The 20,049-nt window shown below is 42.9% G+C and carries 22 protein-coding genes; 8 read left to right on the top strand and 14 right to left on the bottom strand.

What is annotated here, in order from left to right; all coding sequences use genetic code 11:
* Positions 1-118: 118 nt before the first annotated feature.
* The 3 genes from FTV18_RS12225 (at position 119) to FTV18_RS12215 (ending at position 1,850) form a co-directional block, all read left to right on the top strand.
* Positions 119-508 (top strand): hypothetical protein, encoded by a 390-nt coding sequence (locus FTV18_RS12225; protein ID WP_180011895.1) that lies wholly within the window; start codon positions 119-121, stop codon positions 506-508.
* A 235-nt stretch (positions 509-743) separates the two neighbouring features.
* Positions 744-1,223: a hypothetical protein gene (locus FTV18_RS12220; RefSeq protein ID WP_180018241.1), complete on the top strand. Its 480-nt coding sequence runs from the start codon at positions 744-746 to the stop codon at positions 1,221-1,223.
* Positions 1,224-1,331: 108 nt separating this feature from the next.
* Positions 1,332-1,850: a hypothetical protein gene (locus tag FTV18_RS12215; protein ID WP_179992852.1), complete on the top strand. Its 519-nt coding sequence runs from the start codon at positions 1,332-1,334 to the stop codon at positions 1,848-1,850.
* A 38-nt stretch (positions 1,851-1,888) separates the two neighbouring features.
* Here FTV18_RS12215 and FTV18_RS12210 read toward each other — a convergent pair whose 3' ends face one another.
* From FTV18_RS12210 to FTV18_RS12200, 3 genes are all read right to left on the bottom strand, one after another.
* Complete coding sequence (locus FTV18_RS12210) at positions 1,889-2,842, bottom strand: 2-hydroxyacid dehydrogenase (protein ID WP_004781778.1); 954 nt, start codon at positions 2,840-2,842, stop codon at positions 1,889-1,891.
* A gap of 92 nt (positions 2,843-2,934) precedes the next feature.
* Positions 2,935-3,129, bottom strand: a complete 195-nt coding sequence (locus FTV18_RS12205) for a hypothetical protein (RefSeq protein ID WP_005232434.1) — start codon at positions 3,127-3,129, stop codon at positions 2,935-2,937.
* Positions 3,130-3,251: 122 nt separating this feature from the next.
* Positions 3,252-4,523, bottom strand: a complete 1,272-nt coding sequence (locus tag FTV18_RS12200; RefSeq protein ID WP_180018238.1) for a hypothetical protein — start codon at positions 4,521-4,523, stop codon at positions 3,252-3,254.
* Between the two features lie 113 nt (positions 4,524-4,636).
* On the opposite strand from FTV18_RS12200, the gene FTV18_RS12195 reads away from it, so the two are divergent.
* The gene (locus FTV18_RS12195; protein WP_180018236.1) at positions 4,637-5,413 is read left to right on the top strand and encodes a class I SAM-dependent methyltransferase; all 777 of its coding nucleotides are present in this window, start codon (positions 4,637-4,639) and stop codon (positions 5,411-5,413) included.
* A gap of 15 nt (positions 5,414-5,428) precedes the next feature.
* A complete protein-coding gene (locus tag FTV18_RS12190) occupies positions 5,429-6,007 on the top strand; it encodes a hypothetical protein (RefSeq protein WP_005232438.1) in 579 nt (192 codons plus the stop codon).
* 83 nt (positions 6,008-6,090) lie between these two features.
* Here FTV18_RS12190 and FTV18_RS12185 read toward each other — a convergent pair whose 3' ends face one another.
* Positions 6,091-7,293, bottom strand: a complete 1,203-nt coding sequence (locus FTV18_RS12185; protein ID WP_180018234.1) for a TIGR03862 family flavoprotein — start codon at positions 7,291-7,293, stop codon at positions 6,091-6,093.
* Between the two features lie 3 nt (positions 7,294-7,296).
* Entirely contained in the window at positions 7,297-7,941 is a 645-nt protein-coding gene (locus FTV18_RS12180) for an SAM-dependent methyltransferase (RefSeq protein ID WP_180018252.1), read from the bottom strand.
* Positions 7,942-8,025: 84 nt separating this feature from the next.
* On the opposite strand from FTV18_RS12180, the gene FTV18_RS12175 reads away from it, so the two are divergent.
* Together FTV18_RS12175 and FTV18_RS12170 are read left to right on the top strand one after the other, a co-directional pair.
* A complete protein-coding gene (locus FTV18_RS12175; protein WP_166138045.1) occupies positions 8,026-8,202 on the top strand; it encodes a DNA gyrase inhibitor YacG in 177 nt (58 codons plus the stop codon).
* Between the two features lie 154 nt (positions 8,203-8,356).
* Positions 8,357-8,539 (top strand): hypothetical protein, encoded by a 183-nt coding sequence (locus FTV18_RS12170; protein WP_159123930.1) that lies wholly within the window; start codon positions 8,357-8,359, stop codon positions 8,537-8,539.
* 33 nt (positions 8,540-8,572) lie between these two features.
* On the opposite strand, the gene FTV18_RS12165 is transcribed toward FTV18_RS12170, so the two are convergent.
* The 5 genes from FTV18_RS12165 to FTV18_RS12145 all read right to left on the bottom strand — a co-directional run bounded on the left by FTV18_RS12165 (position 8,573) and on the right by FTV18_RS12145 (position 13,001).
* Complete coding sequence (locus FTV18_RS12165) at positions 8,573-9,217, bottom strand: MBL fold metallo-hydrolase (RefSeq protein WP_180018232.1); 645 nt, start codon at positions 9,215-9,217, stop codon at positions 8,573-8,575.
* 21 nt (positions 9,218-9,238) lie between these two features.
* A complete protein-coding gene (gene hemH / locus FTV18_RS12160) occupies positions 9,239-10,252 on the bottom strand; it encodes a ferrochelatase (protein ID WP_180018230.1) in 1,014 nt (337 codons plus the stop codon).
* Positions 10,253-10,317: 65 nt separating this feature from the next.
* Positions 10,318-11,346 carry a DUF4062 domain-containing protein gene (locus tag FTV18_RS12155; RefSeq protein WP_180018228.1) on the bottom strand — a complete coding sequence of 343 codons (1,029 nt, stop codon included), beginning with the start codon at positions 11,344-11,346 and terminating at the stop codon, positions 10,318-10,320.
* Between the two features lie 115 nt (positions 11,347-11,461).
* Positions 11,462-12,340, bottom strand: coding sequence for a glutamate racemase (gene murI, locus FTV18_RS12150; protein WP_166138033.1), 879 nt, complete (start codon positions 12,338-12,340; stop codon positions 11,462-11,464).
* A 49-nt stretch (positions 12,341-12,389) separates the two neighbouring features.
* A complete protein-coding gene (locus FTV18_RS12145; protein ID WP_159123934.1) occupies positions 12,390-13,001 on the bottom strand; it encodes a DUF1285 domain-containing protein in 612 nt (203 codons plus the stop codon).
* A 187-nt stretch (positions 13,002-13,188) separates the two neighbouring features.
* Here FTV18_RS12145 and FTV18_RS12140 point away from each other — a divergent pair, with 187 nt between their 5' ends.
* Entirely contained in the window at positions 13,189-14,901 is a 1,713-nt protein-coding gene (locus FTV18_RS12140; RefSeq protein ID WP_005232462.1) for an electron transfer flavoprotein-ubiquinone oxidoreductase, read from the top strand.
* 110 nt (positions 14,902-15,011) lie between these two features.
* Here FTV18_RS12140 and FTV18_RS12135 read toward each other — a convergent pair whose 3' ends face one another.
* From FTV18_RS12135 to tusA, 4 genes are all read right to left on the bottom strand, one after another.
* Positions 15,012-15,440, bottom strand: a complete 429-nt coding sequence (locus FTV18_RS12135; protein WP_166134832.1) for a hypothetical protein — start codon at positions 15,438-15,440, stop codon at positions 15,012-15,014.
* A gap of 18 nt (positions 15,441-15,458) precedes the next feature.
* Positions 15,459-16,577 (bottom strand): hypothetical protein, encoded by a 1,119-nt coding sequence (locus FTV18_RS12130; RefSeq protein ID WP_179991989.1) that lies wholly within the window; start codon positions 16,575-16,577, stop codon positions 15,459-15,461.
* Entirely contained in the window at positions 16,574-19,363 is a 2,790-nt protein-coding gene (locus FTV18_RS12125; RefSeq protein WP_180018227.1) for a type VI secretion system Vgr family protein, read from the bottom strand. Before FTV18_RS12125 ends, FTV18_RS12130 begins: the two co-directional genes overlap by 4 nt.
* Before the next feature lie 244 nt (positions 19,364-19,607).
* Complete coding sequence (gene tusA, locus FTV18_RS12120; protein ID WP_004781744.1) at positions 19,608-19,868, bottom strand: sulfurtransferase TusA; 261 nt, start codon at positions 19,866-19,868, stop codon at positions 19,608-19,610.
* Positions 19,869-20,049 lie beyond the last annotated feature (181 nt).

The raw sequence follows: 20,049 nt of genomic DNA, 5'->3' as shown, positions 1-20,049 counted from the left end.
TCATTATAAAGTTAAATCTAAGAAAAATTCATACTTACTAATTAGCCTATAATACTATAGGCATATCCCTATATATTTCATATACTCACCCTAACAACACTCAACAAGAAAGAAGCGCATGAAATTTCAAACACTCATTATGACGACTCTTGCGGGTATCGCACTTACAGCATGTACATCTCAACCGACCATTCCACAGCTGGAACTGGGTGTATTACAGGAAGTACAAAATCTCGAAGTTATTCCAGAAACAACCAACAATAAGGCGAAACTGACCAAATTCCTCGACAAATGCGTGATTGAATTTACTGGCGACATCGGCAACAACCGTTCAGTTGAACAATGGTCATTTAAAGGCCTGACCCTGATTGATGCCGGTTCAGCAACTTTCCAGCGTGACGGTACCAGCACGGCACAAAAATTTGACCTGCACGATACGGCAGTACAAAAGAACTTTGTAATTCTGCGCAATCATTTTGCTAAAGATGCCCTAACTCAATGTGATTAAATAGATCGCCCTGTTTTTATAATGAAAATAGGGCTATTTATTTGAATGAACAGAAATTTAATCTTTCCTCTGATTTGACCTGCTCTTTCTTTCTCTTAAAAATTATAAAATCCTCGTATGGAACTACGCTGGACCTATACTCTCTTCACAGCTTATTCATTGTTTTTGGCTGATTATCCGTTACACTGAAAACCAAACTCAGACCGCTCTTTGACGAATTCGAGGTCGATCCATAATGAATATCAAAACCCCAATTATTTTAACGACAGCTTTAATGTTCTGCGCACCTGTATTTGCACAGACCGAAACCACTCAGACCACCAAACCGATTGCGCCTTATGGTGAGAATCCGAACCTGCTGCATGTGTTTGCCTATAAAGCACAGGAAGGTGTTATCAATACTGCTGAAAAAGTAGGTGAAGTCACTGAAAAAGGCATTGCCAAAATCAAACCGGGTGTAGACCGTGCCTGGGGCAATACCAAGTCTGCAGCATCAGATACCATCCAGAAAGTAGATGAGGGTGCGACTCAGGCAGCACAGCAAACGGGTCAGAAAATTCAGCAAACCCGAGAAGTCTGGCGCGGCAATTCACAACAGGCACCGATCGTGCAGCAGCCTTTGAGTCAGCCATCTACCGCAACTCAAAATTCATCGGTATCACAGCCCCAGTCAAGTTCCGGTACAGCGACCAGTTATGCAGTAGATGATCTTTAAATCATCGCATTGAAAAAAGCCCATTACGGGCTTTTTCTTTTAAGCATTGAAGATAGTTGAGTCTTTCTTTAGACTGAACTCAAATAAAATCATGAGAAGATAATAAAAATGAAAAAAATTCTCCTCAGCTTTATCGCCGGCATTCTGTGTGGTGTAGCCATCCTGTACATCACTTTACTGGTTTCAGGTGAAACCGTGACCTCAATTGCTGCGATTGATGATGAATTATCCTCCATCCCGAGCCTGTCTAGTGCGAATCCTTATAACCATAAAACCGAAGGCGAAAAAATCCAGCATATAGAACACTTGGAGGAAGCTGAATTTAGGCCCGCCTCTGGCAATAATGCCGACCTGTATCGGATCAAGGATATGTGTAAATTAAGAATCGGGACTCAAGGAGATGACATTTATAGCTATCGAACTGCTTATTTTTCGCAGAATCATCTGATTTATATGTTTGAAACCCATTATCGAACATCTTATGACAAGCGTCCCGATGAACGGGTACCCGAATTTAAGCGCGTCTATCAGGAAATTATATTTAACCCCCGGTCTGCACTGGTTCAGAGTGAATTTTTAAAGCTATTAGATAAATATATTACGCCAGAAAACCGAAAAAAATGCTGATCGAATTTAATCAGCATTTAGTTTTTATTTGGCAGTTTTTAATTTACCTGACGGATAGGCCGGCCTTGCTTAAAGGCTTCTACATTTTCCACCATCTGATCCACAATGCGTTGACGCGCATCAACGCTGCCCCAAGCATTGTGCGGTGTAACGATCAGGTTAGGAATTGAGGCATCGAGCAATACATTTCCCTCTTTCGGAGGCTCCACGGTAAGCACATCCGTCGCAGCACCGGCAATTTTGCCTTCGCGTAAGGCCTGAGCCAAAGCCTGTTCATCGACGATTCCACCACGCGCACAGTTAATTAAAAATGCACTTGGTTTCATCGCGTCCAATTCGGCATGACTGATTAAATGACGGGTATCTTCCGTTAAAGGGCAATGCAGGCTTAAAAAATCCACTTGTGGCAATAACTCTGCAAATGGAATACGGGAATCATCTGCTGGACGGTTGGGCAAAGCTGCAATCAGTACTTTCATGCCAAAGGCTTCTGCCAGTCTGGCAACTGCATGGCCCAGCTCACCATAACCAACAATACCTAAGGTCTTGCCTGCCAATTCTACAATTGGCGCACCCAATAGACAGAACTGGCTGGCCTTTTGCCATTCGCCCTGCTGTACTGCACGTTGATAGGTTAAAAATGAAGTGGCCAGATTGAGCATCAGCATAAGGGTATGCTGAGCGACGGCAGAGGTGCCATAAGCCTGACAGTTACACACCACAATGCCACATGCCTTGGCCGCAGCCAGATCGACATTATTGGTGCCCGTAGCAGAAATCAGGATCAGTTTCAGTTGAGGGCATTGCTGGATGGTTGCCGCGTCAATCATGACTTTGTTGGTAATGATGACATCGACATCGGCCACACGAGACTGAATCTCTGCAGCCGATGTGGCCGGGTATAAGACCAGCTGATCAAATACTGCATGTAGTGCCTGAAAGTCCAAATCCTGTTGGTCTAAAGAAGCATAATCTAAATAAGCGGCTTTCATGGCGCTACCCTCAACCTTGTTTGACAATTTATTTTGATTGCCATTTAAAACAAGTCCTGCAGGGTTTTCAAGCAACTTACTGTCAGAAGTGGTTAATCTACAGACTTATCAATATGGTTACGCAGAGAACGGCGCACCTTATAAATCACATATACACTGAGAAAGATCAGAAAAATAAGAGAAGAACTGAGCAAGATCACTGCAGGATGCACACTTTCCGCGTGTGCAAAATTAGGCAGCATCAGTCCAAGAATAAAACAAATACTTGTAACTTGTTTGGATTGCATATATTTACTCCCTTGTCATATAAACAACCGGGAGCGGTGTGACTATTTTTCATACCGCCTAAGACCATATTAGGCCTTAGCAAACATAAGTCAAGTATTTGTTTTTTAGATAAATTTTTTGGTTAGTTCATTTCACTTCGTGTCACAAACTGTGTATTTTTGTCACTTGCGTCAACGAAACCGGAAGCGCCGTATTCATCTGTATGCAAATTCAGATGTTTATAGCTGAACATATAAAAATCAGCATAGCGTTTCATGATAATCGGATGCATGCCTACATTTAATTCATCCTGCTCCTTGACCAGTTTCATAATATGCCGATCATTCATCACTACCAGATAACGTTCATCATTCAGATTGATGGTCAGCAAGCCATTACCTTTGGCATAGATTGGAATCAGGAATTTATGGTTCAGTGCAATCGCATCACCGGTATAGCTTTCGATCTTGTTGCTGATCACATTAAAGACCAGTGCATGTCCATAGGCATCCAGCAATAACTGGCGCTTTTCCTGCGGCAGATTGACGTGAATTCCGAGCTTAAGCAGATCCTGCTGATCGACCTGTTTATTACTCAGCAATTCACGCAAAATCACCTGTTTTTGCGCTGCATCAAAAAATTGGGTATCCAGCAACAGATCATTATTTTTCAGGATACGCCCTAAAGCAAAACGATGCCTCGGCAAGATATTCTCAATCACCTTACGATAATAGAACTTGCTGTTTTTCTTGACCCGACGCATTTTCTGGTAGAAATAACTTTCATCATATTCATGCAATAAAAAGTCATACAGCAGCTCGGAGCTGGCCAGAACAGCGATGGCGTCATGGCCGGTAAATGGCAGATGCAGTACATGATGCTGCGGAAGTACGGCTTCTAGTTTCAGGTAATGTACCCGGTCTTCGGTGCAATACGGGTCATATACCAGAATATATTCCCGTTCCGGACTGACATCTTCTGCCTCAATCCGCATGCCTTCATTCAGCTCGGGCTGGTAAAACATGTTGTAGCGGGCATCTTCGACATCTTCCGGATCAATCGAATATTGCGGCACCATCGCGACCACTCGCTGAACATTCAGCAGATTGGAATATTTAATCGCAGCATAGCCACCCATGGAGCCACCATAGGCAATGCGCTGCTGAAACGGTGCAATCAGCTCGGCAATGGCTTGCAACATGTTCCACATGGAACTTTTTGGAAACCAGGATTTATGTTTGGGCATGATTCCCAAAACATTAAATTCAAATTTCGCTAATGATTTTTCGGCATTGATGCTCAAGCCCTTGGCACGGGTAATCAAATCTCCAAATGAAAAAATCAATTCTGAAGATGACCCCGGCATAAAAATTGCGCGTATATGCTCATCTTCAAAAACAATCTGCTTATCCATAACTTTCCCGTGCTGGTGAATCTAACTTTTCGGCAACAATTCACTCAATGAATAGGGCCGAAAAAGTGAATATGCTATTTTATATCGATGAAAAAGATTAAAAAGCGCAAAATATGACACAATCACTGCATCCTGCAGCTCAACAAGGGTTTAGTACAGCGGCTGAGCTTTATCAGCAGGTACGCCCTGACTATCCGGCAGATCTTAGCCCATGGCTTGCCGAGACACTGTCATTGCCTGTAGATGCAGATCTTGTTGATTTGGGAACAGGAACAGGTAAATTTATTGCCTATTTGCTTCCACTCAGCAGCCACATCACCGCCATTGATCCTGTCCCTGAAATGCTGGCCCAGTTAAAACTGGCACATCCGGATATTCATACCCTTGAAGGGATGAGCCACCAGCTTCCCCTGCCCGATCATAGCGTGAATGCCGTGTTTTGTGCACAGTCATTTCACTGGTTTGCCAATCTAGAGACCTTAAAGGAGCTGGATCGGGTACTTAAACCTCAAGGCTTTCTGGTATTGGTCTGGAACCAGCGTGATATCACAGTCGACTGGGTCAAAGCTCTGGCAGATTGCATTGCACCACTGGAAGGCGATACACCACGCTATCATAGTGGTGCCTGGCGTAAAGTATTTGAAGAACAGAATCTCTTTCAGCCTTATGCTGAAACGCAAATGCAACAGCTACAGCATGGCCCTGTCGAGCAGGTGGTTTCCAAACGCTTATTGTCAACCAGCTTTATTGCGGCACTACCAAAAGAACAGCAACAGCAGCTCAAGCAGCAATTCGAACAAATTATCAAAAACTATACGGACAAGGGTGCAGAAGATATGATTAATTTCCCTTATGTCACCTATGTTTATGTATTCAAGAAAAATAATTAGGAACAGGATTCAATCATGCACACGATTCAATTGATGTCACGAACTGCACTTTTCACTGCCGCCATGTTTTTGATGGCCTGTGACCAGAAAAGTTCACAATCTGTAGAACAGCAGGCAACGGAAGACTCTGCATCAGAGGAAATCATGCAGGAATTGAAAACTGGACCCGTGAAAAACTTCCCTAAAACGGAAGATGATCCCCATGATATTGCTGTCTTGAATGACTATGAAGAACGTTTCCAGGAAATGAGCGCGGATCTGGAAGCTGAGCTCAATGGCATGCGCAATGATGACAATCTGACTCCGGAATTTGTCCAGCAACGTCAACGCGATCATGTCCAGTCTTCGCTAAATATGCTCAAAGATCTGGAGCTTAAAACTGAACAGGGCCGTTATATTCAGGGTTTGATGTATCAATACTGGGAACATCAGGAAAAACTGGTGAATAGTCCGAAATCTCAGGCCTCTACCGTAAATGAAGCCAGTGAAAATGTAAAAGGTCTGGGCAAATATCTACATGCCCAAGAGCAACTGGAACGCTGGCGTTCGCAATATCCGGAGATGACCACCGCAAATAAAGCCCCAGCACAATAAATAATACATTTCAGGAAGCGGACGCTTCCTGAAATTTTATATGCAGTTCTAAGATTTAACTTTCACTTTCTGAAGAATGCGTATTATTGAGCTTGAACTAAATATTGCTGCACCCCTTCTGCGGCTGCTCGTCCAGTGGCAAAACAGGCTGTCAGCAAGTAACCCCCTGTAGGCGCATCCCAGTCCAGCATCTCACCACATAAGAACACATGTGGATTGGATTTAAGCTGAAGCTGCTCTGACAGAACCTCGCGTTTAACACCACCTGCACAGCTAATCGCTTCCTGTATAGGACGGAAACCTGTTAATGGTACTTTCAGGTGTTTTACCTGTTGTGCTAATTCAGTAGCAATTTGCCAAAGCGATTTTGGTACCAGTTCACGCACCAGAGCAGCTTTTGCACCGTCCAGACCTGCTTTTCGCCAGATATTATTCAAAGACTGCTTTTTACTTGGCTGTAATTTTTTAGCCAGCTGCTCTAAGGTTTGATCCGGAAAAAGATCCAGATTCAGCTGCATTGGCTGACCCTGTTTCAGCTGTTGACGCAGTCCCCGGTCCTGTTTATAGATTAGACCACTTTCCAGACCATAGTGACTGATCACGATATCTCCCATGGTCTTGTCACCGCCATCAACCCAAGCCTCGACCCGTTTTAGGGGCTGACCGAAGATTGGCTGCATAAACTTAGACCATGGATATTCCACACCCGCATTACTGGCTTGGAAAGGTTCAATCTCACTGCAATCAAGCCATGCTTGCCATTTCCCATCACTGCCGAGTTTTGACCATGACACTGCACCACAAGCCAAAACAATCGCATCAAAGTTTTCTGTGAATGCGCAATCATTTTTTAAATCATGGATCTGTAGCTGATGATTTTTCAGATCTAGAATTTGATGACGATAATGAAATTGTACCCCTTGCTCAGTTAAACGTTTTAACCAGACACGCAATAGTGGAGCGGCTTTCATTTCTGTAGGAAAAACTCGACCTGAAGAACCAATATAAGGTTCAATGCCAAGATCTTTCATCCAGTTTTGAATCCATATCGCATCCCAGCGTTTGATCCAAGGTTCTAACCAGTCTACCTGATCATAACGCTGCACAAACTGCTCGACGGGTTCGGCATGAGAAATATTTAGGCCGGTTTTCCCAGCCATCAGGAATTTACGGGCAGCCGAAGGCTTCTGTTCAAACACATGAACTTCATAATCAGACTGGCTCAGAACTTCTGCAGCCATCAAGCCTGCCGGGCCAGCACCCACAATTGCAATGTGCTTCCTCATGGCTTATTCCGCTGAACTCGCATTCTGCCCTTGTAGCGGCTGAAACTCATCAAAACGTGTTGTATAGCCTTCCGGTTTACTAATAATCAATTGCTGGCACAACTCACCACGCTCTAGATATTTAATTTCAAAATGAGTTCTTGCCGAGTCTTGGCCAATGACTTCTTTAACGAAAGGCAGCTTCCACAGGTTTTGAACCTGCTGCTCTGCCTCCTCAATATATTCAGGAATGTTACTCGCTAAAGTGATCGTGCCACCAGTTTTTAAACGCGATAATAAAAACTCAAAAAATGGCATATTCAACCAGCGCTGTGCCGGGTTATGCGGCTCAGGGTTCGGATATAAAATAAAAAACTGTTCGACTTGCGCTGGATAGAGAGCATGCACAATCCAAGGCAAGGCATCGGCATGAACTGTCTGTAAATTCGGTTGTCCTTCCAGCGCATGCTGTTTTTGCATGGCTAAAAATTTCTCTCGAGTTCGCTCGATCGCAATCAGCTCGCTGTCTGGATTGATCTGGGTAAAGAGCAATGCGTGTTTACCTTTGCCCGCACCGATTTCCACACAAACCGGTTCAGAACTGATACTTTGGAAATCACGAGGCGCATGCATACGCTGTGCTTGAAATTGACGAATCGACATAATCAGATCAAACTAATAAAAACTGTATAAGTCTAACAAGTGCAGTTATATTTGCCTAATCGAAGCTTTATTTTTCTAGGGAGTGCGCTGATGTCAACCACTTTAAAATGTCCACGCTGTGGCAAACTGACCACTTGGGAAAATAATGAATTTCGTCCTTTCTGCTCGGAACGCTGCAAAATGATTGATCTAGGCGCTTGGGCCAGTGAGGAATACAAACTGCCAACCCAAGATGCTCCCGCAGCTGAATCTTCTGAAGAAGACTGAACCTTTTAAAATATCCTATCACATTAAGCATATCCTAAATAATCACATGATTTTTATAAAAGGCTTGTAGAAAACCAACACAAGTTAACAGCACATATGCCAGTTTAATACTATGTTCTTACGCAGAAATATCACATTATTTTAGAGCAAGAACATGGGCTACATTATTCTAAAGATCATTTTAATTGGGGTAGGAATACTTGCGATATTGTCATTAGGAATAGGCATTTTCCAGCAGGATGGCTTATTTATTATTGTCGGTGTTCTGCTTGTTATTATGACTTGGCTGATCTATGCACAAACCCGTCAGTCTTTAAATAATCCTTTTAGCAAATAAAAAAGACCAGCTAGGCTGATCTTTTCAACTACTTTAACCTGCTTTTCCTGCAACGAAAGGGTTATGCTGCTTTTCAAAACCAATATTGCTGATCGGACCATGTCCTGAAATAAACCGGGTTTCATCCGGCAGGCTAAAACATTCGCGCTGGATTGAATCGAGTAACTGCCGATGATCGCCACGCGGGAAATCTGTCCGTCCAATTGAGCCTTTAAACAGTACATCCCCTGTCCATAACAAAGCATGATTCTTGTTATAGAACATCACATGACCTGGAGTATGGCCTGGGGCAAAACGTACTTCAAACTCTTCATCACCTAGCTTGAGAACTTCTCCACCTTCCAGCCATTGCGTGACTTCTACTTTTTCCGGAATCGGAAAACCGTAACGGGCAGACACTTCCTGAATCATATCTAGCCAGAATGCATCGTCCTTATGCGGACCAATCACCGGCACATCCCAAACTTTTTTTAAAGCACCAACTGCCCCAGCATGATCGAGATGACCATGAGTCAACCATAAAGCCTTGACCGTTAAGCCCAGTGCTTCTACTTCCGCTTTTAATTTTTCAGGTTCGCCCCCTGCATCAATCAAAACAGCCTCTTTACTGTCGCTATCCCAAAGAATCGAGCAGTTTTGCTGAAATGCAGTCACAGGAACAATTTTGACTTGTAACATAGGATAAGAAACCTCAAAAGATTAATGGGCAAGCGTCTGATTCAATGCTTCAAGATTAGCCTGTAACAGCGTATTGAGCAATTGCACATGATCTTCACGGTTGTTCAAAGCCGGAATATAACTGTAGCTTTCCCCGCCATTGGCCTTGAAGGTCTCCCCATTTTCCATAGCCAGCTCTTCCAGTGTTTCTAAACAGTCAGCCGAGAAAGCCGGACTCATCACCTGAATTGATTTCACGCCCTGTTTGCCCCACTCTTCAATTAAGGCATCCGTATAAGGCTTAACCCACTCCTGTTTACCAAACCGGGACTGGAAACTAATTGCATACTGATCTTCAGATAGACCTAAGGCTTCTGCAACCAGTTTGCCTGTGATCCGGCAACGATCCGCATAGGGATCACCTTTATCGGCATAGGGTTGCGGGATACCATGAAATGACATCAACAGTTTTTCCGGCTGGCCATGAATCGCCTGATAATCCCGAACACTTTGCGCCAGTGAATGAATAAATAAAGGATGCTGAAAATAATCGCGGATAATCGACAAACCAGGTAAATTGCGCTGTTTCAATACCCATTTTGCGACTGCATCATACAGAGGTGCGGTAGAGGTCGCTGAATACTGGGGAAATAACGGAAACAGAATAATGTGATCTTGCGGTTGAACCGAAATCTGATCAAGGACAGCCTGAATATTGGGATTGCCATAGGTCATGGCAGGCACCACATTCAGTTCAAATTGCGGATATTGTTCAATGAGTTTAGCCTTTACTTGACTCACCTGCTGCAGCAGAATCTCACGCATCGGTGAATCCTGGTCCCAGACCTGTGCATAGGCACGGGAAACCCGCTTAGGACGGAACGGTAAAATAAATAAACGCAGGATGAGTTGCCAGATTGGCTTGGGAATTTCAATGACACGCTGATCAGATAAAAATTGCTTCAGGAAATCGCGTACTGCTGACACAGTCGGTGCATCAGGTGTACCTAAATTTGCCAATATAATCGTAACTTTCGGTTTAGCTGTAGAAAACATGCAGTACGCCCGTCGTAGTATCAACCCGCTTACTTTAACAGCTTTTTACTTATTCTCTATATGGATTAATACACTGACTTATATTGAAAAGTACGATCTTTATCCAGCAAGTTACTGTCTAGCAGCTTCTGTGCCTTAGGCGTAATCTGCCAAAGCAGACGTTGGCGGTCATCACGGCCCGACGGTATAATCCAGTCATTCTGGCGCATTTGCAATTTCAGGCTATGCAGGGCACGGATATTAATCTGGGCACGGGCTACAGCATGCGCGCGCGGCATTTCCGCTCGTGCATCTGCCAGACCGGTTTCATTCAAATACTCATTCATACGCTTGGAGAAAAATTCCTCCGGCGTTGGATTAATGAATGTAGAACCAAGAATAGCCAGCAATTGTGCCCAGGTCAGTCTTTTCTGAACTTTCAGCTCTTTAAAGTTACCATCCTGATAAGCATGCATACGGTATTCGAAAGAGAAAACTTCATGCATAGACACTTTCGGCAGGCTCAGGAAAGGATCCACTTCACGTGTCCCCCCATCGCGTTCCAGTTGGGCTACTTTGGCTTTGAGCTGGTCAATCTCGTCATGCAAGGCTTGAGTATTCTGCGGTCGTACCCAGCCACTTACCGGATAACGTTCCAGCATTTGCGGCATGTTCAAACGTACCGCCATTTCCAGATCACGCAAGGTGCGATAGCAAAAGACCTGATCAGCTTCCTGCTGCAATAACTGACGAAATTCTTTAAATTTTTCTTGTAATTCAGGTTTCGTATCGTGCAATGAAGGATCACGTGAAGCCGGATCTTCATGCATAAATACAATAATCGGTTTCTGCTTGGTCACAGCATAAATATATTCCAGGTGCATATAACCCACACCGGAAACCGACTGCTCACCATACTGGCTACCCAGCAGAATCACCACATAATCACAGTCATCAATCTGGCGACGCGCAAATGCAGTATTTAAAGGAGTGCGTTGTTCCAGCCCCCAGGAAAAGAAACCCATGCCGACCAAAGTTTGTGACAAGATGATCCGCTCTGGCTGCATTTCTGCACCAGAGGTGGAGATAAACACCTGATAACGTTTATCGAGCATTGATTATCCTCTTTTACTGCACATTGATCTGGCCAGCTACACCCTGCCCTGACACAATATGACGACCCCAGTATAAAAATATATCTTTGAAAATTATAAGATGAGTGACGGTCGCCTAGCTGACTTCTGTCTCCATATTGCTGACCTGCCATTTAATATCGGCTGGAATCAGATGCCCTAAAATCGGCTGGAGCTGTTCAGCATTTTGACCACTAACCACAAGTCGGATTTTCAGACTGTCCTTGCACTCATGTTCAAATAATAACCCATTTTTGATCAAAATTCGGGCCGTTTGTCTCGCAACCGCGAATCCTGAGTCAATTAATGTCAGCTTTTGACCAAAAATATACTGAATTGACGATTTTAGGAAGGGGTAATGTGTACATCCTAGCACTAAATAATCAGCACCCTGATCAACAACCGGTTGTAAAATCTGAGTTAATGTCGCCAGACACTCAGGACTCATCTGCTGACCGGCTTCTACAAAAGGCACCAGATCCAGACAGGTCACCGGAATTACTTTGACCTGTGCCGGCTCGGCAAAACGGGTCATGACATCCTTAATCAGCTGGCCACGAAAGGTTGCAGGTGTGGCCAGAACGGCCACCGTTTTGGATTGGGTATTGAGGACTGCAGGTTTGAGCGCTGGCACCAGTCCAATGATAGGAAAGTTTTCACCATAATGCTCACGTAAATAATCCAGGCTAAATGCAGAAGCGGTATTACAGGCAACGACTGCAACTTTACAGCCTTCACGATACAGCCATTCAATCGCTCGCGCAGTTAGGTCACGGATTTCCTGATCTTTACGGGGCCCATAAGGTACGTAAGCCGTGTCGGCATAATAAACAAAGCGTTCATTGGGCAAATACCGGGCAATTTCCAAAGCAACCGACAACCCTCCCACACCAGAATCAAAAATCCCGATAGGTGCATCAGCACTGGCTTTAGGCATGGGATCTACTAAGGGATAAATCGGTTGGATAGCGCTCATAACGTTGCTAGTTGCTTGTTTCAAATGACCTTGCGACAAAGCTTAAACCTCAGGTGCTTAAATGCAAGTCTAAATCACCACTTTTCAAGCTTAAAACCGTCTCTCCAGCAGCATTTTCACCAAGCTCGCCCATCTCCACCAGATGTAAAAAAGCAGCCCGCTGAATAAGCGCATTGATTCCAAAACGCACATGCACATAAGGGCGCAATTCATCCTGATACTGACGCATAAAGATAGGATGTTCGCTATCGACAATAATGATGTCCTGAGTCGTGGTGGTCAGTTGCAGGTAAGTCCTGCCTTCAATCTTGACCTGATCGACCTGATTTACAAACAGAGGTTCATCTTCGACCTCGATTTCAATCATTTCAACCGGCGTCTTTAGATAGAATTTTCCTTCTTCTTTCCAGAGTACCGTGGAAAACAGGTCTATCATCGGCTGACGCTTGATCAATTGACCTTCGTGCCACCATTCTCCATTGGCCAAAACCTTGAGATCCATTGCGCCACAATGCTTTGGCTGCCATTGATCCAAAGGCGGGATTGACCTTTTGTGACTGCCCTGTGCATCTTTTAAGTATTGTGCGATATCCATTAAATTTTTATCATCGCTAGAAGCTACTTTTTTCGTCGGATTTTTATCGGGTGCTGACTTATTCATATAAAGAAGACCTTAATGACGGAAAAATAATATGTTTCAGCCAATTGGCTTAACCTGGGTTTAAAACTATACTAGCCCAGATGCTTAAAGACACTACTATTTTTGTGTCTAGGAATTCAGAACACTCATGGCAGCACCCAATCATCCGATTATGGTTGCCACCGAATAGAAATATGAGGAGTCCTACATGGAACACATCGAACGTGAATCGATGGAGTTTGACGTTGTGATCGTAGGTGCGGGTCCTGCCGGCCTGTCTGCTGCAATCAAGATCCGTCAACTTGCAATTGAAAACAATTTAAATGATCTGTCCGTTTGTGTCGTAGAAAAAGGCTCCGAAGTCGGTGCACATATTCTTTCGGGTGCTGTGCTTGAACCACGTGCCATGAACGAACTATTCCCGAACTGGAAAGAAGAAGGTGCACCTTTAAATGTGCCAGTGACAGAAGACAAAACTTTCTTCCTTCTTTCAGATGAAAAATCACAAGAAGCACCGCACTGGATGGTGCCTAAAACTATGCATAACGATGGTAACTACGTGATCTCACTGGGTAACGTGGTGCGCTGGTTAGGCCAGAAAGCCGAAGAGCTGGAAGTATCGATCTTCCCGGGCTTTGCTGCTTCTGAAATTCTGTATCATGAAGATGGTACGGTGAAAGGTATCCAAACCGGTGACATGGGTATTGGTAAAGATGGCGAACCGACGCATAACTTTGCGCCGGGTTATGAGCTGCATGCCAAATACACCATCTTTGCAGAAGGCTGTCGCGGTCATTTAGGTAAACGTCTGATCCAGAAATTCAACCTGGACAAAGATGCTGATCCGCAGCACTACGGTATCGGGATTAAAGAACTCTGGGAAATTGATCCAGCGAAACACAAACCAGGTCTGGTAATGCACGGTGCAGGCTGGCCTTTATCTGAAACCGGTTCTTCAGGTGGCTGGTGGTTATACCACGCTGAAAATAACCAGGTGACATTAGGCATGATCGTGGATCTTTCTTATGAAAATCCACACATGTATCCATTCATGGAAATGCAGCGCTGGAAAACCCATCCACTGATCAAACAGTATCTGGAAGGTGGTAAACGTATTTCTTATGGTGCGCGTGCCGTGACCAAAGGTGGTTTTAACTCCCTGCCGAAATTCACCTTCCCGGGTGGTTCTTTAATCGGTGATGATGCAGGCTTCCTGAACTTTGCCAAGATCAAAGGCTCACACACTGCCATGAAATCAGGCATGTTGTGTGGTGAAGCAGTCTTTGAAGCGATTGCTGCCGGGGTAGAAAAAGGCGGTGATCTGGCGATTGCACGTGTGACCGAAGGCGAAGACTTCTTCGTGAAAGAACTCACATCTTATACAGACAAGTTCAACAACAGCTGGCTGAAAGAAGAGCTATATAGCGCACGTAACTTTGGCCCGGCAATGCACAAGTTTGGTCAATGGATGGGTGGAGCATTTAACTTCATCGACCAGAACGTGTTTAAAGTTCCATTCACCCTGCATGACCTAGTGCCAGACTTTAAAACTCTGAAAACAGTCGATGCCGTGAACTTCAAGCCGAACTATCCAAAACCGGATGGCAAGCTAACCTTTGACCGCCTGTCTTCTGTGTTTGTATCGAATACGGTGCATGAAGAAAACCAGCCAGCGCATTTAAAACTGACCGATGCTTCGATTCCAGTAGATGTGAACCTGCCGAAATGGGATGAGCCTGCACAGCGCTACTGCCCGGCGGGTGTGTATGAAATAATGGAAAATGATGACGGTTCAAAACGCTTCCAGATCAATGCAGCGAACTGTGTGCACTGCAAGACCTGTGACATCAAAGATCCTTCCCAGAATATCACCTGGGTAACACCGGAAGGTGGCGGTGGTCCGAACTACCCTAATATGTAATGCTTAATTAGCTTGCATAAGCCTCTAAAATAATTAATTATTTTAGAGGCTTTTTTATATTTATAAGATTATGAAATACGCATCATTTAATTTTTTTGTACAAGAAAAAATTAGTATTTAATAGATTTAAATATTTTATCTGCATCATGGCGCTGCCAAATATGGAATAGGCTGTTATGGGTACAATTCATAGCTTTTAATATTTCTTCTTGGGTTTGAATTGAGTTGTAACCATCTAATTTTTTATTAAGAACCTCAAAAAATAATTTATCAGTATTATTTAATTCATTCGGTATATCAATAATGTCTTTTATTGTTTGCACAGTCCAGATTGGTTGAGGGAGTAAATCTTCCCCATAAACCATAATAGATATCCTTACTATGTCTATATAAGGTATTTTTATTATTACATCATCTATATTTACGCCCACAATCTGATCATGCTCTAAGCTAAAATTTTTAATTTTAGTTTTATAATTACTCGTATCTAAATTTTTATTAGCTTCTTTTCTTACTAACCTTTTTAAAAACTTAAACATACAGGCTACCTACTGGAATTAAAATAAAGTCCATTCTGTAAAAGCTTCCAACTCTTCATCATAAGCTTCAACTAATTTATATGCTCCATACCCTCCCGCTAGACCGCCAATTATTACACCTACTGTTGAACATATGGGAGACCCGGGGCCACAAATTCCTCCTGCAATAGCACCACCCACAGCGCCAGCTGCCACTCCTGAGCCTATGGTTGCGGCTTCTTTATAAAATTCCTTTTCTTTATTCTCAGCTGAAAAAATCTCATACCAAGCATAGGAAATTGAAATAACGACAATTACTCTGCCTAGTGGTTTCATATACTTTGCTGCTTTATCAAAAGTTCCATGGGATGCCCCTGATCCTTTAACTACACTATAAAAAACTTTATTTTTATCTGCTGTTGAAAGCGCCTGAAAATATGAATTTCTTGTACCTGTTGATGCTTTTACATAATGATCTAAGGTTTGTCTTGACTGATCTTTCAGTCTTTTCCATTTATCAGGATCTTTTAATTTCAATGCATAATATTCTAAGAATTGATCTAAGCTTTTAGCCGCTATTTTTTCTTTTTGTGATACTGCTAACGCGATTGGAGAATTCTTTTTCCTGGTCTGTTCTAAGATATCATTTCTTAATGTATGAGCCTCTTTCGAAGCATCTTTTACAGTCATTCTTCCATTTTCAACATCCTTTAAGTAATCATGACTCATTTTTTTAATTGCTTTCATATAAGCAATTCTTAAGGAGCTATCATGATCTAAAAAGTTATTACTAAAGTAAAGTGCTGTACCATGTAAGGCTTCAAGTGCTATTTCTAATTCATTTTTAACTTTAACAGGTACTTTATTTGATTCTGCTTGTTTTGTTGTACCTGTAGTTGATTTTAATTTATATATCGATTTATTAAATTCGCCATTTTCTAGTGCGGGAACACGCACTCTGGCAATTTTTGAATTATTTAAAATTAACTCTACAAAGATTAAATCTAATTTATTGCAACTATAGATTTTGGTACAACCATTCGGATCAATTTTTCCTCCATAACTTTTTTGAGTTGTCGTATTTAGTAAGGTATAGCTTAATTTTGATAAAAGGTCTTTATTATCACAGGATACTTTTAAACGAGCCGTATAAGTCATTCTTCTAACTCCGATATCTCTGCATCATATTTATGCACCATAACCGTATATTTTTCTTCCTTATTTTTTGAGGTAATTCTAATAATTCCATCTTTGGGAACCTCTCCTGTTCGTACATTCCCCTTAGAATCAATAAGACTAAAAATTGGAGAGCTTTCTAATAATTTATTGTTTATTTTATGTCGCATATCGAACTCTAAAATATAGGAACTATTATGTGAGGCAGGAAGATAGGGAATATCATGCATTACCTTTTCTCCTGATAAAAATTGATGCTGCCCTGCCTTCATCTCAAACTGACCACCCGTCATCGGCAAAATTCCGGCACTACTGATCTCAACTTGAGAACCGCCCGCAGTTAAAACAATTTCCTTCGCTGCTGTAATTTCGATCTGATCTTCAGTGGAGATAGTTTTGATACCTTTGCGTGCAATAATATCCATCCCATCATTTTGCGCCTGTAGTTCAACTTTGCCTTTTGCGGCATAAGCTCTTAAGCCTTGTTGGGCTGCAAACAGACTGACTTTAGAAGAGGCATGCCCAATAATATTTTTCTGCGAACTTAAATTAATACTGTCCGCTGACTGGTGGCTAATTTGACCCTCCGCAGACAAATGAATATCCTGCTGGGTACTCAGCGCAATGGATTTTGGTGCTGTCAGAATCATAATTGCCTGTTTAAAGGCAGCTGCCTTGTCTTGATCTTGCTGTTCAATTTTCTCAATAAAGCTTTTTAAATTTTCAAAGATTTCAAGCGGATCAGTTTGCTGGTTTTTAGCAACATCACTTAGCGCCTGGCTCATCTGCAAGCCTGATTCAAGCTGGCTTTTCGCTGGTTCAGCATCCATATGTGAACCGTCTGCGGCTTGCTGTTTATGAGCCGAAATCAATAACCCTTTACCTGCACGGACTGCACCCCATTGGTCAGTTCTAAGTTCAAAGCCTTCACCCCGTCCTTCATTTTCAGCCTGTTCTTTTGAATAACTTAAGTTACCCAGATTGAGCTGACTGGCAGCTTGACTACTATGTAACTGTATACTGATCTGGCCAGTCGTATCATCAAAACGTAACTGGTTAAAGCCTTGCCCCTGTACTTCTTGCGAGCGAATACCACTGAGTTTTTTGGTATCTGGTAGTTGTCCTTTTTGATCAAACTTCGTCGGAGAACGTTGGCCTTCATGAATCCGACCTACCACAAAAGGCCGATCAATATTGCCATCAAAAAAGTCGACGACCACAATTTCACCAATGCGTGGCAAGAAACGGACCCCATAACCTATACCTGCCCACGGGGTCAGAACATCTACCCAGGCTGAATCTGTATCACTGTCATTGCTGCCTGCGCCACCATCGTGAGCATGGTCATCCGGACGAGTGAACAGAAAACGGATTTTGATCCGCCCCCATTCATCCACATAAATTTCTTCATCTTCTGGCCCGACTACCTTGGCGCATTGCGGATAGGCCTGTGGCCGCTGCAATAAAGGTTGATACTCAGGAACCAAGTGAATATGGCGACGTTGCAAGACTAGCTGGTTGGCCTGACGCTCACCTGCGTCCTTGGATTCTGTCATCTGCCAACAGCTTTGCTGAATTAAAGCATGAACCTGCTCATTTAAGTCTTTAGGCAAATTATTTTGGTTATAAAATTTCCTAGAGATGATTAAAAATTCTTTATCTACTGCTGGATGCTGGTCAATTTCAGGATGCTGATCCAGCCGAAACCAGTAACCCACTTGGGCATCACGTACCGTGGATGTTGCTAAAAATTGTTTGGCCTGTGCATCATAGAAATGCTGCAAATTTTGGTTTATTTTCTCGATTTGTGCATCCGAGGCTAGAGTTGCCTGATCTGCATGCCTGAGATCAGTGATCCATGCCGGACTGATGTTCCAGCCTTGTTCCAATGCCAGGCTGGCATTATCCTGAACCTGACTCTGCTGGTGCTTGCTTTGTACTGAACCTATGCCTTCTTCCTGATTCAAGCGACCGGCATGCCAGCGCTGGATATGTACAGCGGTCGGCTGCAACTGTCGTTCTGCAATAAAACTGGTCATGCTATCTTCTTGTTCAGTAGCACTGGAACGATGGAAACGGATCGCTCTGCGGCTTAAAGCTTGGTAGTGGCTATTATCATCAACTAATCTAAGCTTTTGCGCTGCAATCTGTGCAGATGAATGTACAACTATAAGCTCAGACTCATCAATCAGCCAGTTAATCCCTTCACTACGCCATAAACGGGTTAAAAAGTCATAGTCGCTTTCATTCAACTGCATAGTAAAAGGACACACATCATAAGTTTGCTGCAAACCGGATAAATCCAGCTTAAGTGCAGCCGCAAATAATGGACTCTTACCCTGCCATTCTTTGAATAAGATTTCAGTAATCTCTCGGACACTCTTGTCCATGAACACACGACTATTACGGCGTTTATGCCATAGCGACGTTGCATCTTCCAGGGTGAGTTTATAAAGCACTAATGCACCATCACTCTGTCCCTGAGTTGCTGCAGTAATAATTCCGGAACTGCGAAATAACTGTCCTTGATCCGTGACCTGATCTATCGCTACTTGAATTCCAATAAATTCTTTAAGGGGAATCAAGGCATTAGTCGACACACAAATCAGCTCAATTTTTAGTCCCTGATTCAGGACATGTTGGCCATCAATACGTTGCAGAAAAACTTCAGAATTAAGTTTTTGATGGGAAAACTGAACAAGCAAAGCACGCTTCTGTGCACTAAGACCCAATTGCTCTAATACTTGAGCGATATGATTTTTTATCATTTTTAATTGTTATAAATATTTTTGCGGCATTATAGTGAATTATTTATATCCAGCCTAGATTCATTGGTCTGGCCATGGTTCCGATTCATCACTGTAATTCTGGAAGAGGCTTGAATATCAAATTTTTATTTTCTGAAAGTCAGGAACTTCAAGCAGATCAAGTATTCAAAAAAAATAGCTTTCTTTTCATTTTAATCTTTCAACAATATGGGCAAATGAATCACTCATCTGCCCAAAAAATCTCTTAACCGCCTTTTTTCACCAGATAATGGAACTCTTTATTGCCATTTTCATCCAGACGCTCCTCTTGGAGTAGCAGTTCATGGCCGAGGTGCATGCAAAATTTTGGAATATCCCAAGAGGTCGAATTATCCGTAGCAAAAACTTCAACTACATCACCAGCTTTAGACTTACGGATGGCTTGATGCAACATCATGACTGGCTCAGGGCAGCGTAATCCACGGGTATTCAATTGCAGGCTTGGCGTAATTTCGGCTTCAGACATCGACAGACTCAGGAATTCAAGATCAGCCTTATTTTAGCATAAAGTGGCTATCGCATTGCAGCCCGCGCTTTGAACCAATTCACAAAACCATACTGACCCGCGCGATCAAGTCTGCGCAGCATAATTACAATAGACAAGCGTATTTTCTGCGGTATGATAAAATCACGTTTTTTTAGATATT

It is taken from the genome of Acinetobacter sp. YH12241 (assembly GCF_013417535.1).
In the GTDB taxonomy this organism is placed as follows: domain Bacteria; phylum Pseudomonadota; class Gammaproteobacteria; order Pseudomonadales; family Moraxellaceae; genus Acinetobacter.
The sequence above is the reverse complement of the archived record's forward strand: the minus strand, read 5'-3'. Positions and strand labels throughout refer to the sequence as shown.